The organism is Pedobacter ginsengisoli (genome assembly GCF_002736205.1).
In the GTDB taxonomy this organism is placed as follows: domain Bacteria; phylum Bacteroidota; class Bacteroidia; order Sphingobacteriales; family Sphingobacteriaceae; genus Pedobacter; species Pedobacter ginsengisoli_A.
In genome coordinates this window covers 45,728-62,191 of record NZ_CP024091.1, presented here as the reverse complement: position 1 = coordinate 62,191, position 16,464 = coordinate 45,728, and the positions used below count along the sequence as shown (strand labels likewise).

The following is a 16,464-nucleotide window of genomic DNA, read 5'->3' as shown; positions in this document are numbered from 1 at the left end:
TACCAGAATGGATATCTTATCATACCTTACTGAACTTATAAAAACCCGTAAAGAAGTGGGAATTTCCGGACTGGGTACTTTTTATAAAAAGAAGTCGCCAGGAAGGTACGATGTTGAAACACACTCATTTCTGCCTCCAAGTTATACTTTGGCTTTTATGGAAGAGCTTAGAGAACAACAATCTCTTATCACTTACATAAGTAAAAAAAGAAGTATATCAACAGAAGCTGCAACTTATTATATTGATCAGTTTGCAGAAGGGACACTAAAACAACTGGCTGAAACGCAGCGTGCTGATTTTGGAGAAATGGGTATACTAACTGGTACACCTGGAAGCCTGACCTTTAACCCTAAAGACGAGTTAAGCTTTGGGTTCGACTTTTATGGCTTGCCTCCTTTAAAAGAGGAACCCATATCTGAAATTGAAACAGCAGATGAGGCCGTTATCCAACAACCACCTTCTTTTGAACAGGAACCTATAATTACTGAAGAGCAACGCAACCTTGAAGATAACAATGCCGATTTAAGTGATGGGTCAGAAGAGATAGAGGTTATTGTTCATTCTCATGAAGAGAAACCTGTGCTTGATGAACAACCTGTTTACGATGAAATATCAGAAGTTAAAGTTGTTCAAAAACCTGCTGCCTCAGTTTCAATTGAAACCGCAGAAGGCTTAACTGATAGTTCGGATTTATCTGAAGAGGTAGTAACACCAAAGGCAACAAATACTCCTTTCTTTAATACCCCTAGCCCTTTAGACACAAGAATAGCTGAACCCATAATTACTGAAGAAGAAAGTCAGGGACTTCCTTTCTATTTAAAAACTATTATAGCTTTTGCAATAATAGTAATTGTGGGTTTGGCAGCATATTTTATAAAACCTGAATTATTCAATGGTGTTCTAAATAAATCTGAGAATACAGTTCAGGATAATATTCTTCCTGATAATTCCGACACGATTCAAAATAATGATAAAATCAGGACTGATTCAATTGCCGAAGCAGATAGTTTAAGAATAAGTAATGAAAAAGCTATACAAACAGCCGATTCTATAAAGAAAGACAGTATAGCAACTACTCCTACTACTGCAAAAACTATTGCCCCTGTTACTGCAGCCACTGGCTCCGAAACAGTTACCTGGGAGGTTATTGGTGCTTCAGTAATTAATCAGAAAGAAGCAGACAAATTCATTGCTCAAATGAAAGCAATAGGCATAACCGCAAAAATTATCCCAACAATGCCAGGTAAGAGAAGACTAAAAATCAGCATTGCTACATTTAAAGATGAAGAAAGTGCAAAAGAAGGTCGGAAGTTACTAGTTACAAAATTAAAAGATCCGGGAATTTATATACATCAAAATAAACACACACACAAACCACAATAAATATGATCGTTTTACTACAAGGTGCAACAGATACCGCTAACAAGATTATTGATTCTGCTAATAACTTAAACCAAGCCATTACAACTGCCCCACCAGAACTTCACTTTATCGACCTTCTTTTTAAAGGCGGCTGGGTAATGATTCCTTTAGCATTTTTGGCATTCCTTGGATTAGTAATCTTTGTTGAAAGATACCTGACGATAAGAAAAGCTTCTAAAACTGAATCGAATCTGATGCTTCAGATTAAACAATACATTCATGATGGAAGGCTGGAAAACGCAATAACTTTATGTCGCAATAACAATTCTCCTTTGGCCAGAATGCTTGAAAAAGGACTAAAACGTATTGGTAGACCAATAAAAGACATTGAAGCTGCTATTGAAAACAATGGAAAATTAGAAGTATCTAAATTAGAGAAAAACATAGGCATATTAGGTATTATTGCAGGTATTGCACCCATGCTTGGTTTCGTTGGAACAATTATCGGGGTAATTACTATTTTCCACGATGTATCTATTAAAGGAGCAATCGAAATCGGTACAATATCTGGTGGTCTTTATACCAAAATGATTACATCAGCAACAGGACTTATCATAGGTATTATTGCATATGTACTTTATCATATTTTAAATATGATGGTTGAGCGCATAATTTTAAGAATGGAAACTGACGCTATTGAATTTATTGATCTATTAGAGGAGCCAGGAAAATAATGAATTTACGCAAAAGAAATAAAGGAACTGTAGAGGTACATACCTCTGCATTGAACGATATCATGTTCTTCCTGCTTTTGTTTTTTCTATTGGCATCAGCTGTAGTTAATCCACAGGTAGTGAAGTTATTATTACCCCGTTCAGAGTCTGGGCAACAATCTAATGCCCAAAAAACCGTTACTGTATCTATAGATGATAAATCAAATTATTTTATAGACAAGAAGCCAACTACGATTGAAAATCTTCAAACTGCAATAGAAACTTATCAAAAGACATCACCAGATCTAACTATTGTACTTTACGCTGAAAGAGGTGTTGCCATTGAAAATGTAATGCTTGTTTATGATGTGGCTAATAAGTTAAAACTAAAAGTTGTACTGGCTGTAGAACCTAAGAAATAATGACAACTTATCCTAAAGAAGAAAACAATTATCCTAAGGCACTGGCAATATCTACCGGTATCATGGCTGCATTGCTTGCTTTAAGCTTCTTTATTGTTATTGGGAGCTTCGAGCCGGAAGATGCAGGTATGGGAGGAATGGTGGTTAACTACGGAACTTCTGTAACAGGTATGGGTTCAGATTATACCAGTATTGAAGAGCCATCTGCAGATCCTAACGCAAATAATCGTCAACCTGATAAAGTAACACCAACAGAAGTAACCAAAGAGACTCCAACTCCCCAGGTAAGTGAAAAAGAAATCATTACTCAAAACTCTGAGGAAGCTGTAGCTGTAAAAAGCAAGGAAACAAAAAAAGAAGCGACCCCTACTGCAACTAATGCAGAAACGAAACCTTCAAAACCGGTTGTAAACCAAAATGCCCTGTACAAAGGAAAATCCAGTAAAGGAACCGGCGGGGGTGATGGAACCGGTGATACACCAGGAAATCAAGGAAGCAAAAACGGAGATCCTCTGGCCAATAATTATGGTGAAGGTGGCTCTGGCTTTGGCGAAACCCCTATTGCCTTAAGAAAGTTTACAAATCTGGTTACGCCTCAGGATGATGGGCAGAAAACAGGTAAAATTGCCGTACGTATAAAAATAAACAAAGCTGGTCTTGTTATAGACGCTACTCCCGGAGTTAAGGGAACTACCCTGAACGACAGAGAATTATGGCAGAAATGCAAGGAAGCTTTAATGGGTGCCCGTTTAGCTCCCTCAGAAACAGCTCCTGATATTCAAATTGGTGTAGTTGTTTTCAATTTTAAAGTTAAATAATCAGGTAGCTTTGATACTTTTGTGATGTTATTAAACATCAGAAATGAATTACGAACAAACTATTGATTATCTGTACCGCAAGCTACCAATGTTTACCAGAGTTGGTGCGGTTGCCTTTAAAAAGGATTTACACAATACCGTTGCTATGTGCGAAAGGTTAGATAATCCGCAAAATAAATTTAAGACAATACATATTGGCGGCACAAATGGGAAAGGTTCAACCTCTCACATGATTGCCGCCATTTTTCAACAAGCCGGTTATAAAACCGGATTATATACCTCCCCCCATTTAAAGGATTTCAGAGAGCGCATCAGAGTTAACGGAGAAATGGTTTCTAAAGATTTTGTGATAAACTTTGTTGAGCAACAACAAGGAATTATTGAAGAAATCAGTCCTTCTTTTTTTGAAGTAACCGTTGCAATGGCATTCTCATATTTCTACGAACAGAATGTTGATATTGCTATAATAGAAGTCGGTTTAGGTGGCCGGTTAGACTCAACAAATATCATAACACCCGAGTTATCTGTAATTACCAACATAAGTCTTGACCATACCAATATTCTTGGCAATACATTAAAAGAAATTGCAGGAGAAAAAGCTGGAATTATAAAACCCGGTATTCCTGTTGTTATTGGCGAGAGTCACCCCGAAACTGATCCGGTGTTTATTCAAAAAGCAAAGGAAACTCAAAGTTCAATTCTCTTTGCCGATCAGCAATTGCAGATTAGCAAATCTACTAAGGAAGGTGAATTTTTAAATGTTTCTGTTTCCAAAAATGGGAGCAACCTATTTGAAAACATCCTGCTAGATCTTACAGGAACCTATCAATTAAAAAATATTTTAACTGTTATACAGGCAGTAGAAACCTTAAAAACATTAGGCTTTAAAATTCATAATGATGCACTTTATTCAGCCCTAAAGAATGTAAAGGATTTAACAGGTTTAATGGGCCGCTGGCAAATACTAAGTAAAAATCCTTTAATAGTTTCTGATACCGGACATAATATTGCGGGCATAACAGAAGTAGTACAAAATATTAACACTACACCACACAACAAACTTCACGTTGTAATCGGCATGGTAAAGGATAAAGACATTAATGGAGTTTTAAATCTTCTTCCTCCTACAGCCTTGTATTATTTCTGTCAGCCACAACTTGAAAGAGCACTTTCTGCTCAGGAACTTGCAACTGAAGCAGAAAAACATGGCTTAAAAGGTTCCGTCTTCACCACTGTTGAACTTGCAATAAATGCCGCCAAAGAAAATGCAAATGCCGACGATCTTATTTATATAGGTGGAAGCACTTTTGTAGTTGCAGAAATACCATAAAAACTTTACATTATATTAAATGATACTTATTGTTAAGTAACTAACTTTATAAATCCTAACTACCTTACACACTGTTTTTACCTTATAACCTCTAAAAAATTTAACATATAATGAAGAAAAGAATTCTCCTTTTATTTACCGCTATGGCCCTCTTCTGCACTGGGTCAATAGCTCAAAAAAAGACACTTACCGCAAAAAGAGCACCTTCTACAACACTAAACAGGCCAAAATTAGTTGTCGGATTAGTTGTAGATCAAATGAGATGGGATTATCTATACCGTTACTATAACAGATATTCAAATGGCGGATTTAAGCGTATGGTAAATGAAGGATTTTCTGCTGAAAACACGTTCATTCCCTACACTCCCACATATACAGCATGCGGACATTCAAGTATTTATACCGGGTCAGTTCCTGCTATAAATGGTATAATCGGAAATGACTGGTACGATCCTCAATTAAAACGTAGCGTGTATTGTGCTGAAGATACAACAGTGAAAACTGTAGGCAGTGATACCAGGGCCGGATTAATGTCTCCAAAAAATCTACTTACCACAACCATTACTGATGAGCTTCGCTTAGCTACAAATTTTAAGAGTAAGGTAATAGGTATATCATTAAAAGACCGTGGATCAATTTTGCCTGCAGGCCACTCGGCCAATGCTGCATATTGGTTTGACGGCGGAACAGGTGACTGGATTACAAGTACTCATTATATGACAAAATTGCCAACATGGGTATCAGATTACAACAAGTTGAAAATGGCCGATAAGTATTTTGAAAAAAACTGGAATACATTATATCCAATAGAAACTTATGACCAAAGTACAGCCGACAACAAAGATTATGAAGGAAAATCCAGAGGAGAGCAAACACCAACCTTCCCACATCCTTTTAAATTGTATACAGGAAAGAACTATGACATGATAAAGAGTTCTCCTTATGGCAACACAATGACTTTAGATTTAGCTAAACTGGCTATTGATTCTGAACATCTTGGCCAAAGCGGTTCAACCGACTTCCTGGCCGTTAGTTGTTCAGCAACTGATTATGTTGGTCATCAATACGGTCCAAATTCCATAGAGGCTGAGGATACATACCTTAGATTAGATCAAGATCTGGAACAATTTTTTAATTATCTGGATACTAAAATCGGAAAAGGAAATTATCTTGTTTTCTTATCTGCCGATCATGGTGCTGCACATGTTCCTGGCTTTATGACAGAAAATAAACTTCCCGGAGGATTATTCAATGACTCTCCAGTTATAAAGAGCCTAAACACTACAATTGAAGAAAAATTCAAAGTCAAAAAAGCTATTGTCACTTCTGCAAACAGCCAGTTTTATTTTAATCATCAGGCAATTAAAGATGCAAATGCTGATTTTGATGCAATAAAAGCTCTGGCAATTGAAACATTGAAACAACAAGATGGTATTATGGATGCTGTAGATGTTACCAAAGTAGCCAGCTCAACCCTACCTGAACCTATAAAGAAAGCCATTACTAATGGATACAATGCACTTAGAAGCGGCGATATCTATTATATTCTGAAATCAAACTATTTCGAGGGAGGCAAAACGGGAACAACTCACGGTGCCTGGTTCCCATATGATTCGCACATACCGTGTGTATTTATGGGATGGAATGTAAAACCCGGAAAAACCAATAAAACGCATTACATGACAGATATAGCAGCTACCTTAGCTGCAATGCTCCGTATTCAGATGCCTAGTGGCTGTATAGGAGAACCAATAACTGAGTTAACACACCAATAATATTTTCTACAGATGTAAGAAGGCCACTCAAGTAAATTTTGAGTGGCCTTTTTGTTACCTTTGAATACCAATTATAAAACCAGATATGGAACAAATTGAAATCTATAAGCCCAAACACAAAATCCGTTTTGTAACTGCAGCTGCGTTATTTGATGGCCATGATGCTACAATTAATATCATGAGGAGGATTCTTCAATCCTCGGGGGCAGAGGTCATACATTTGGGACATAACCGCTCAGTTGAAGAAGTGGTAAACTGTGCTATACAGGAAGATGTTCAAGGCATTGCAATGACTTCTTATCAAGGTGGCCATATTGAATATTTTAAATACATGTATGATTTGCTGCAGGAACGCGGTGCATCTCATGTCAAAATATTTGGCGGAGGCGGCGGGGTAATCCTGCCCTCAGAAATTGCCGAATTACAGGCTTACGGTATTACAAGGATATATTCTCCTGATGATGGCCGTAAAATGGGCTTACAGGGCATGATCAATAATATGCTTGAGCAGACCGACTTTATCACTACAAAATCGTTAAATGGGGAGTTAAAAACTATCCCTAAAAAAGATATCAAAAGTATTGCAGCTGCAATTACAGTGGCAGAAAATGACCCTGATGCTGCTCAATCTTTTGTAAATGAGTTAAAAAAACTAACCATCAATAACGATGCTCCTGTTTTGGGCATTACAGGAACAGGAGGATCGGGCAAATCATCTTTAGTTGATGAACTGGTAAGAAGATTTTTAATAGAAGTAAAAGATAAAACACTTGCAATTATCTCTGTTGATCCATCCAAACGCAAAACCGGAGGTGCTTTACTTGGAGACAGGATCAGGATGAATGCAATTAATAATCCCAGAATATACATGCGTTCACTGGCTACAAGGCAAGCCAACTTAGCACTTTCAAAAAATGTTCAGGAAAGTATTGATATCTGTAAAGCTGCAGGTTACGATCTCATTATAGTTGAGACTTCTGGTATTGGACAATCTGATACGGAAATAACCGAACACTGCGACATTTCGTTGTATGTGATGACCCCTGAATTCGGGGCGGCCACACAATTGGAAAAAATTGATATGCTAGATTTTGCAGACCTTGTTGCAATAAATAAATTTGATAAACGCGGTGCGCTGGATGCTTTACGTGATGTGAGGAAACAATACAAACGTAATCACAATCTGTTCAACGCTGATGACGATAGTATTCCTGTTTATGGAACTATGGCCTCCCAGTTTAATGATCCGGGCATGAACAACCTCTTTACTGCCTTAATGCAAAAAATAAAAGAGAAAACTGGTACCGATTTTAAAGCCCAAATGGAACTTATAGGTGGACAATCTGAAAAGATTTATATTATACCGCCTGATAGGATAAGATATCTCGCAGAAATAGCTGAATCCAGTCAAACCTATAATGAATGGGTAAATAAGCAAACCACAATAGCCAGAAAACTATATCAGTTACAAGGTGTGATTCATCTTTCAACTGACGAGCAGCTAACCACTACCTTAAAAGAATTGTATCAACAGCTGGAAGAGCAGCTGGATGGAGAGTGCAAAAAACTATTACGGGAATGGCCAGAAACAAAAGCTAAATACCAACAAGAGTTCTTTGTATACAAAGTAAGGGATAAAGAAATTAAACAGCCACTCTTTTATGAGTCACTGTCTAAATTACGAATACCAAAGGTATCTCTGCCGCGCTATAAGGATTGGGGCGATATTTTAAATTGGTTACTAACAGAGAATGTACCAGGTGAATTTCCTTATGCTGCAGGAGTTTTCCCACTAAAACGCGAGGGAGAAGATCCAACCCGTATGTTTGCAGGAGAAGGCGGACCAGAACGGACAAATAAAAGATTTCATTATGTATCGTTAGGTCAGCCAGCACATCGCCTGTCTACAGCTTTTGATTCTGTAACACTTTACGGAGAAGACCCACATATACGTCCAGATATTTATGGCAAAATAGGTAACTCTGGTGTAAGCATAGCAACCCTTGATGATGCTAAAAAGTTATACTCTGGCTTTGATCTCTGCGCTTCATCAACTTCCGTATCTATGACAATTAATGGGCCTGCACCTATTTTGCTAGCCTTTTTTATGAATGCTGCTATAGACCAGCAATGCGAGAAATACATAATTCAAAACGGCTTACAGGAAGAAATAGAAAGTAAAATTAATTCTATATATAAGAATAAAGGCCAGGCCAGACCAACATATAATGGTTCCTTACCAGAAGGAAATGATGGTCTCGGCCTAATGCTACTGGGAGTAACCGGTGATCAGGTATTACCCTTAGATGTATATGCTAAGATCAAATCCCATGCAATAAGTACGGTACGTGGTACCGTTCAGGCAGATATTCTTAAAGAAGACCAGGCACAAAATACCTGCATTTTCTCTACTGAATTTGCATTAAGAATGATGGGCGATATTCAGAACTATTTCATTACTGAAAAAGTACGCAACTTCTATTCTGTATCAATTTCCGGGTATCACATTGCCGAGGCAGGTGCCAATCCCATATCACAGCTTGCCTTTACATTAAGTAACGGCTTTACTTTTGTTGAGTATTACCTTAGTAGGGGAATGAACATCGATGATTTTGCACCTAATCTATCCTTCTTCTTCTCTAACGGCATAGACCCTGAATATTCAGTTATTGGGAGGGTAGCAAGACGTATATGGGCAAAAGCTATTAGAAATAAGTATAAAGGTAATGACAGATCTCAAAAGCTGAAGTATCATATCCAAACTTCTGGTCGTTCATTACATGCCCAGGAGATCGATTTTAATGATATACGTACAACCCTGCAGGCATTATACGCAATATATGATAATTGTAATTCACTTCATACAAATGCTTATGATGAGGCTATAACCACCCCAACAGAAGAATCTGTACGCAGAGCCATGGCTATTCAGCTTATCATCAACAGAGAGCTTGGATTAGCTAAAAATGAAAATCCACTACAAGGAGCTTTTATTATCGAAGATCTGACTGATCTTGTTGAAGAAGCGGTATTGTTAGAGTTTAAGCGGATTAATGACAGAGGAGGAGTTTTAGGAGCTATGGAAACTATGTATCAACGTGGTAAAATACAGGAAGAAAGCTTATATTATGAAACCTTAAAACATACCGGCGAATATCCTATTGTAGGTGTAAATACCTTTTTAAATAAAAATGGTTCACCTACTATAATCCCAGGAGAAGTAATTAGGGCAACCGAAGAAGAAAAACAATATCAAATTGGAGCACTTAAGGCCTTTCAAGACAGAAATTTAAACCTGTCAAAATCAGCACTTAAAAAGCTTCAAAAAACGGCTGTTGCCGGGGAGAATATATTTAATGAACTTATGGAAGTCAGTAAAATATGTTCTTTAGGACAAATTTCTAACTCCCTTTATGAAGTTGGTGGGCAATACAGAAGAAATATGTAATTAAGCGTGAATCCAGCTAAATTTATATTCTATTGATGGGTTATTCATCCGCTCAGCTACGCGCAATAATCTGTTTGGCAACGCCATGATATAGTCACGTGCTTTTTCACCAGCTTCATTTAAATCACGCATACTTTCAAGCTTCCACTCTTCTATTAACTGCTGCATAATCTCAACATAATCCAGCGCAGTATATACGCCTAAACGTTGTGCAGCATCAGTAAAGTGTCCAAATGTTTGGCCAATCTTCATACCCATTTCACGCAAAAAATGAGCTGGCATTACAATTTTCTTTCTCATCATATCCTCAAAAGCAACCATTGCCTCATTTGGATCAACCTCAAATATCTTCGTCATGAAATCTTTATAAGCCTTAGCATGACGAGCCTCATCCGAAGCAATTACTCCACACATTTTAGAAAGTAAGGTATCACCATCCTTTTTAGCTAAAGAGGCAACTCTTCTATGAGAAATATTTGTAGCTAGTTCCTGAAAACTGGTATATATAAAGTTTCTATACGGGTCATGGCCTGTTCCAATATCAAATCCATCAGCAATTAAATACTGAGTTGATATTTCCATCTGACGCATATCAACACGTCCCGATAAGTAAAGATATTTATTTAATAAATCGCCGTGTCTGTTTTCTTCAGCCGTCCAATGACGTACCCATTTCATCCATCCGCCTTCTTCATTTCTGGTAATACCGTCAACCATGCATAACCACGACTCATAAGTTGGCAATGCCTCTTCTGTAATGGTATCACCTATTAGAACAGCTACTAGATCATAAGAAAGATCTTTAGCGTTCTCACGCAATAATTTTATATCCTGATAGAATGTTTCACTGGTAGAGTCAGGTAAAAAATCAGATGGCTGCCAATTTGTATCAATTGGTTTCAGATATGTTTGCATCATATCTAGCATATAGCCTTCTATATGTAACATTACTTCCCTTCTCTTTTCCTCGAATAAATTCATCCGTTTATATAATTTAAATTTGTATCAAATATACCAAATTTATTGCACAAAGAAGGTTGTGGTAATACTTTATTAAGAAATAATCCAAAGACTCATCCTATTATTTTGCAGATTAATGAAGAAAATATTTCATGAGTCTATAAACGCCAAAACCCTGTAATTTAACATTACAGGGTTTTGGCTTTAAGATTTGGCACCGACCTACTCTCCCACGTGTTACCGCAGTACCATCGGCTCTGGTGGGCTTAACTTCTCTGTTCGGAATGGGAAGAGGTGGACACCACCGATATAGGCACCTAAATATTTTTAATTGTTCACATCATAAGTGGTAAATACCAGCTCTGATCTAACAAATGACATATTATTGAAAGAAGTTAAGTTTTGAAGAACAAACAACAGTTTACTGCTCTTGAAAGCTTCGGATTATTAGTATTACTCGACTTTGATGTCACCATCTTTACATCTGTAACCTATCAACGTAGTAGTCTGCTACGGTCCTATATGGAATTCTCATCTCGTGGCTAGTTTCGCACTTAGATGCTTTCAGCGCTTATCTATTCCCAGCGTAGCTACTCTGCAATGCCCCTGGCGGAACAACAGATTCACTAGAGGCTAGTCCAACCCGGTCCTCTCGTACTAAGGTCAGCCCCACTCAAAATTCCAACGCCCACAACAGATAGGGACCGAACTGTCTCGCGACGTTCTGAACCCAGCTCGCGTGCCACTTTAATCGGCGAACAGCCGAACCCTTGGGACCTTCTCCAGCCCCAGGATGTGACGAGCCGACATCGAGGTGCCAAACCTCCCCGTCGATATGAGCTCTTGGGGGAGATCAGCCTGTTATCCCCAGCGTACCTTTTATCCTTTGAGCGATGGCCCTTCCATGCAGAACCACCGGATCACTATATCCGTCTTTCGACCCTGATCGACTTGTTTGTCTCACAGTCAAGCAAGCTTATGCTATTGCACTCCTCATACGGTTACCAAGCGTATTGAGCTTACCTTTGAAAGCCTCCGTTACCTTTTTGGAGGCGACCACCCCAGTCAAACTACCCATCAAACAATGTCCTCCGACCAGCGGAGTTAGACACCGAATACAGAAAGGGTGGTATTTCAACGTTGACTCCACGACGCCTGGCGACGCCGCTTCATAGTCTCCCACCTATCCTACACATCCTGTATCCAATGTCAATGTTAAATTGTAGTGAAGGTGCATGGGGTCTTTCCGTCCCGTTGCGGGTACCCGGCGTCTTCACCGGGACCACAATTTCACCGAGCTCATGGCTGAGACAGCGCCCAGATCGTTACACCATTCGTGCAGGTCGGAACTTACCCGACAAGGAATTTCGCTACCTTAGGACCGTTATAGTTACGGCCGCCGTTTACTGGGGCTTCGATTCAATGCTTCGCCTTACGACTGACATCCCCTCTTAACCTTCCAGCACCGGGCAGGTGTCAGGCCTTATACTTCATCTTTCGATTTTGCAAAGCCATGTGTTTTTGTTAAACAGTCGCCTGGGCCTTTTCACTGCGGCTGATATTGCTACCAGCGCCCCTTCTCCCGAAGTTACAGGGCCATTTTGCCGAGTTCCTTAGCCATGATTCACTCGAGCACCTTAGAATTCTCTTCCCGGATACCTGTGTCGGTTTGCGGTACGGGTTTTTATAACCTGAAGCTTAGCGGTTTTTCTTGGAAGTCTGATTACCTGCACTATCCACGCCCCCGAAGGTTTGCGGTACTATCAGCCTTCAGCTACACCGGCGGATTTGCCTACCGGTACAATACCTACAGCCTTCAACGATCTATTCCGTCAGATCGCGGCAGTGTCACTACTCCGTCCCCACATCGCAGTTATAAAAAGTACGGGAATATTAACCCGTTGTCCATCGAATTTCCCTTTCGGGTTCTCCTTAGGCCCCGACTAACCCTGATCCGATTAGCGTTGATCAGGAAACCTTATCCTTTCGGTGGGCGGGTTTCTCGCCCGCCTTATCGTTACTTATGCCTACATTTGCTTTTCCAGAAGCTCCACCACAACTTACGTCATAGCTTCGCTGCCGCTGGAATGCTCCCCTACCGTAATATTAATATTACCCATAGCTTCGGTGTACAATTTTATGCCCGTTTATTATCCATGCCCGATCGCTCGACTAGTGAGCTGTTACGCACTCTTTAAATGAATGGCTGCTTCCAAGCCAACATCCTAGCTGTCTATGCAATCGGACCTCGTTAGTTCAACTTAACTGTAACTTGGGGACCTTAGCTGATGGTCTGGGTTCTTTCCCTCTCGGCGCGTGACCTTAGCACCCCGCGCCTCACTGCCGTGTATATTAAATAGCATTCGGAGTTTGTCTGGATTTGGTAGGATTTGACTCCCCCGCACCCAATCAGTAGCTCTACCTCTATTTAACTCTACCACGACGCTGTTCCTAAAAACATTTCGGGGAGTACGAGCTATTTCCCAGTTTGATTAGCCTTTCACCCCTACCCACAGATCATCCGGAAACTTTTCAACGTTTATCGGTTCGGTCCTCCAGTACGTGTTACCGCACCTTCAACCTGTCCATGGGTAGATCACAAGGTTTCGCGTCTACCTCCCCTGACTATACGCCCTATTCAGACTCGCTTTCGCTTCGGATCCGTGTCTGAAACACTTAACCTTGCCAGAGAAGAGTAACTCGTAGGCTCATTATGCAAAAGGCACGCCGTCACGCCACCTGGACGCTCCGACCGCTTGTAAGCACACAGTTTCAGGTTCTATTTCACTCCCCTGTTCGGGGTTCTTTTCACCTTTCCCTCACGGTACTGGTTCACTATCGGTCTCTCAGGAGTATTTAGCCTTACCGGATGGTGCCGGCTGATTCCCACAAGGCGTCTCCGACCTCGCGGTACTCAGGATACTACTAGACTAATGGTACTTACGTGTACGAGGCTCTCACTCTATATTGCCAGGCTTCCCATCCTGTTCCACTTCATCGCATTATAATCACATCGTAGTCCTACAACCCCAGTTATGCCGTAACATAGCTGGTTTGGGCTCTTTCCCTTTCGCTCGCCACTACTCAGGAAATCATTATTATTTTCTCTTCCTCTGCTTACTTAGATGTTTCAGTTCGGCAGGTTTGCGTATATTACGACTGGTCTTCAACCAGCCAGGTTACCCCATTCGGAAATCACCGGATCAAGTCATATTTGCTAATCCCCAGTGCTTATCGCAGCTTATCACGTCCTTCATCGCCTCTGAGAGCCAAGGCATCCCCTGTGTGCTCTTATTTACTTTCTTCTCTCCATAGCCTTTTGCGCCTATGGAAATGCTTTTTTGATTGTCGTTATCTCTTTAGTAAACCTCATGCAATTGCTTGCTTTTGGTATTCCTCAGGTCAAACAACGTCTCTATTGTTGTTTGCTCTTCTTTTTTAACTTCTTCCAATATGTCAAAGAACTTTTCTAGCCCGGGATACCCCTTAGGATATCCTATTTCCTTACCTTTTATAACAGGTAACGGTGATGGTGGAGAATAACGGAGTCGAACCGTTGACCTCCTGCGTGCAAGGCAGGCGCTCTAGCCAGCTGAGCTAATCCCCCTTAAGATTAATCTTGTAGTCCCGAGCAGATTTGAACTGCTGACCCCTACATTATCAGTGTAGTGCTCTAACCAAACTGAGCTACGGGACTTGATGTCTATACTGCAGTATGGAGCACTAAACGATGCTTCATCCTATGGGTTTTCTTTTTGAGATCTTCTGTCATTATATCATTTACGTAGCGAGTAGTCTGGCCTACTCCAGAAAGGAGGTATTCCAGCCGCACCTTCCGGTACGGCTACCTTGTTACGACTTAGCCCCAGTTATCGGTTTTACCCTAGGACGCTCCTTGCGGTTACATACTTTAGGTACCCCCAACTTCCATGGCTTGACGGGCGGTGTGTACAAGGCCCGGGAACGTATTCACCGCGTCATTGCTGATACGCGATTACTAGCGAATCCAACTTCAAGAGGTCGAGTTGCAGACCTCTATCCGAACTGTGAATGGCTTTTTGAGATTCGCTTGCTGTTGCCAGCTTGCTGCCCTCTGTACCATCCATTGTAGCACGTGTGTAGCCCCGGACGTAAGGGCCATGATGACTTGACGTCGTCCCCTCCTTCCTCTCTGTTTGCACAGGCAGTCTGTTTAGAGTCCCCACCTTAACGTGCTGGCAACTAAACATAGGGGTTGCGCTCGTTGCGGGACTTAACCCAACACCTCACGGCACGAGCTGACGACAGCCATGCAGCACCTAGTTTCGTGTGATTGCTCACTGACCTATCTCTAGATCATTCACTAACTTTCAAGCCCGGGTAAGGTTCCTCGCGTATCATCGAATTAAACCACATGCTCCTCCGCTTGTGCGGGCCCCCGTCAATTCCTTTGAGTTTCACCCTTGCGGGCGTACTCCCCAGGTGGAATACTTAACGCTTTCGCTTAGCCGCTAACTGTATATCGCTAACAGCGAGTATTCATCGTTTAGGGCGTGGACTACCAGGGTATCTAATCCTGTTTGATCCCCACGCTTTCGTGCCTCAGCGTCAATAAAACCATAGTAAGCTGCCTTCGCAATCGGTGTTCTGTGACATATCTATGCATTTCACCGCTACTTGTCACATTCCGCCTACCTCTAGTCCATTCAAGCTCATCAGTATCAAGGGCACTGCGATGGTTGAGCCACCGTCTTTCACCCCTGACTTAATAAGCCGCCTACGCACCCTTTAAACCCAATAAATCCGGATAACGCTTGGATCCTCCGTATTACCGCGGCTGCTGGCACGGAGTTAGCCGATCCTTATTCCTTCGGTACATTCAGCACATTACACGTAATGTGGTTTATTCCCGAATAAAAGCAGTTTACAACCCAGAGGGCCGTCTTCCTGCACGCGGCATGGCTGGTTCAGAGTTCCCTCCATTGACCAATATTCCTTACTGCTGCCTCCCGTAGGAGTCTGGTCCGTGTCTCAGTACCAGTGTGGGGGGTCATCCTCTCAGATCCCCTAGTCATCGTCGCCTTGGTGGGCCGTTACCCCGCCAACTAGCTAATGACACGCATGCCCATCTTAATCCTATAAATATTTGAACATTAGATAATGCTATCCTGTGTTTTTATGCGGTGTTAATCCGAATTTCTTCGGGCTATCCCCCTGATTAAGGTAGGTTGCATACGCGTTACGCACCCGTGCGCCACTTTCCCATCTGGCAAGCCAGATGGTATCGTTCGACTTGCATGTATTAGGCCTGCCGCTAGCGTTCATCCTGAGCCAGGATCAAACTCTCCATTGTAAAATGTTATAGTTTGAATCACTGACCATTCTTAACTTGTTAATAATAGTCTGTATTCTTGTTTTTGTATTGTCTGTCAGAACCTGACTCTAAAATAATAGCAACGGTTTCATGTACTTTGAAATCGTACTTTCTTACCTCGCTACGTTGATAAATGACATCTCTTTAATGAACTTCGCGGGTCACCTCACGGATCCCCTTTCTTATATCTAATCGCTAATGACTTATGTTGGCTGCAAGGTCGTATTGTTCCCCGCTTGCTGTTTAACCACTAACGCTTTTCAATCTTCTTTTTATCGTTAA

8 protein-coding genes, 2 tRNA genes and 3 rRNA genes are annotated in these 16,464 nt (G+C 40.9%); 7 read left to right on the top strand and 6 right to left on the bottom strand.

Translation table 11 applies throughout. The features are described from left to right. Positions 1-7: 7 nt before the first annotated feature. The 7 genes from CPT03_RS00265 to CPT03_RS00235 all read left to right on the top strand — a co-directional run bounded on the left by CPT03_RS00265 (position 8) and on the right by CPT03_RS00235 (position 9,869). On the top strand, positions 8-1,384 hold the full coding sequence (locus CPT03_RS00265) for an HU-CCDC81 and SPOR domain-containing protein (RefSeq protein WP_099436963.1): 1,377 nt from the start codon (positions 8-10) through the stop codon (positions 1,382-1,384). A gap of 2 nt (positions 1,385-1,386) precedes the next feature. Next, on the top strand, positions 1,387-2,097 hold the full coding sequence (locus tag CPT03_RS00260) for a MotA/TolQ/ExbB proton channel family protein (RefSeq protein WP_099436962.1): 711 nt from the start codon (positions 1,387-1,389) through the stop codon (positions 2,095-2,097). Beyond that, positions 2,097-2,498: an ExbD/TolR family protein gene (locus tag CPT03_RS00255; protein ID WP_099436961.1), complete on the top strand. Its 402-nt coding sequence runs from the start codon at positions 2,097-2,099 to the stop codon at positions 2,496-2,498. Before CPT03_RS00260 ends, CPT03_RS00255 begins: the two co-directional genes overlap by 1 nt. Beyond that, a complete protein-coding gene (locus CPT03_RS00250) occupies positions 2,498-3,316 on the top strand; it encodes an energy transducer TonB (protein ID WP_099436960.1) in 819 nt (272 codons plus the stop codon). Before CPT03_RS00255 ends, CPT03_RS00250 begins: the two co-directional genes overlap by 1 nt. Positions 3,317-3,359: 43 nt before the next feature. Beyond that, complete coding sequence (locus CPT03_RS00245) at positions 3,360-4,646, top strand: bifunctional folylpolyglutamate synthase/dihydrofolate synthase (RefSeq protein WP_099436959.1); 1,287 nt, start codon at positions 3,360-3,362, stop codon at positions 4,644-4,646. A 110-nt stretch (positions 4,647-4,756) separates the two neighbouring features. Next, positions 4,757-6,421, top strand: coding sequence for an alkaline phosphatase PafA (gene pafA, locus CPT03_RS00240; RefSeq protein WP_099436958.1), 1,665 nt, complete (start codon positions 4,757-4,759; stop codon positions 6,419-6,421). A gap of 85 nt (positions 6,422-6,506) precedes the next feature. After that, positions 6,507-9,869 (top strand): methylmalonyl-CoA mutase family protein, encoded by a 3,363-nt coding sequence (locus tag CPT03_RS00235; RefSeq protein WP_099436957.1) that lies wholly within the window; start codon positions 6,507-6,509, stop codon positions 9,867-9,869. Here the strand turns inward: CPT03_RS00235 and CPT03_RS00230 are convergent, their stop codons facing one another. The 6 genes from CPT03_RS00230 to CPT03_RS00205 form a co-directional block, all read right to left on the bottom strand. Continuing rightward, the gene (locus CPT03_RS00230; RefSeq protein ID WP_099436956.1) at positions 9,870-10,850 is read right to left on the bottom strand and encodes an acyl-ACP desaturase; all 981 of its coding nucleotides are present in this window, start codon (positions 10,848-10,850) and stop codon (positions 9,870-9,872) included. A gap of 188 nt (positions 10,851-11,038) precedes the next feature. Then, a 5S ribosomal RNA gene (gene rrf / locus CPT03_RS00225) occupies positions 11,039-11,150 on the bottom strand. Positions 11,151-11,257: 107 nt separating this feature from the next. After that, positions 11,258-14,134, bottom strand: a 23S ribosomal RNA gene (locus CPT03_RS00220). 225 nt (positions 14,135-14,359) lie between these two features. Next, positions 14,360-14,436: transfer RNA gene (locus CPT03_RS00215), tRNA-Ala, on the bottom strand. Between the two features lie 15 nt (positions 14,437-14,451). After that, positions 14,452-14,526, bottom strand: a tRNA-Ile gene (locus CPT03_RS00210). 113 nt (positions 14,527-14,639) lie between these two features. Further along, positions 14,640-16,161, bottom strand: a 16S ribosomal RNA gene (locus CPT03_RS00205). Together the 16S, 23S and 5S rRNA genes with 2 tRNA genes alongside form the textbook arrangement of a ribosomal RNA operon. Positions 16,162-16,464: the final 303 nt, after the last annotated feature.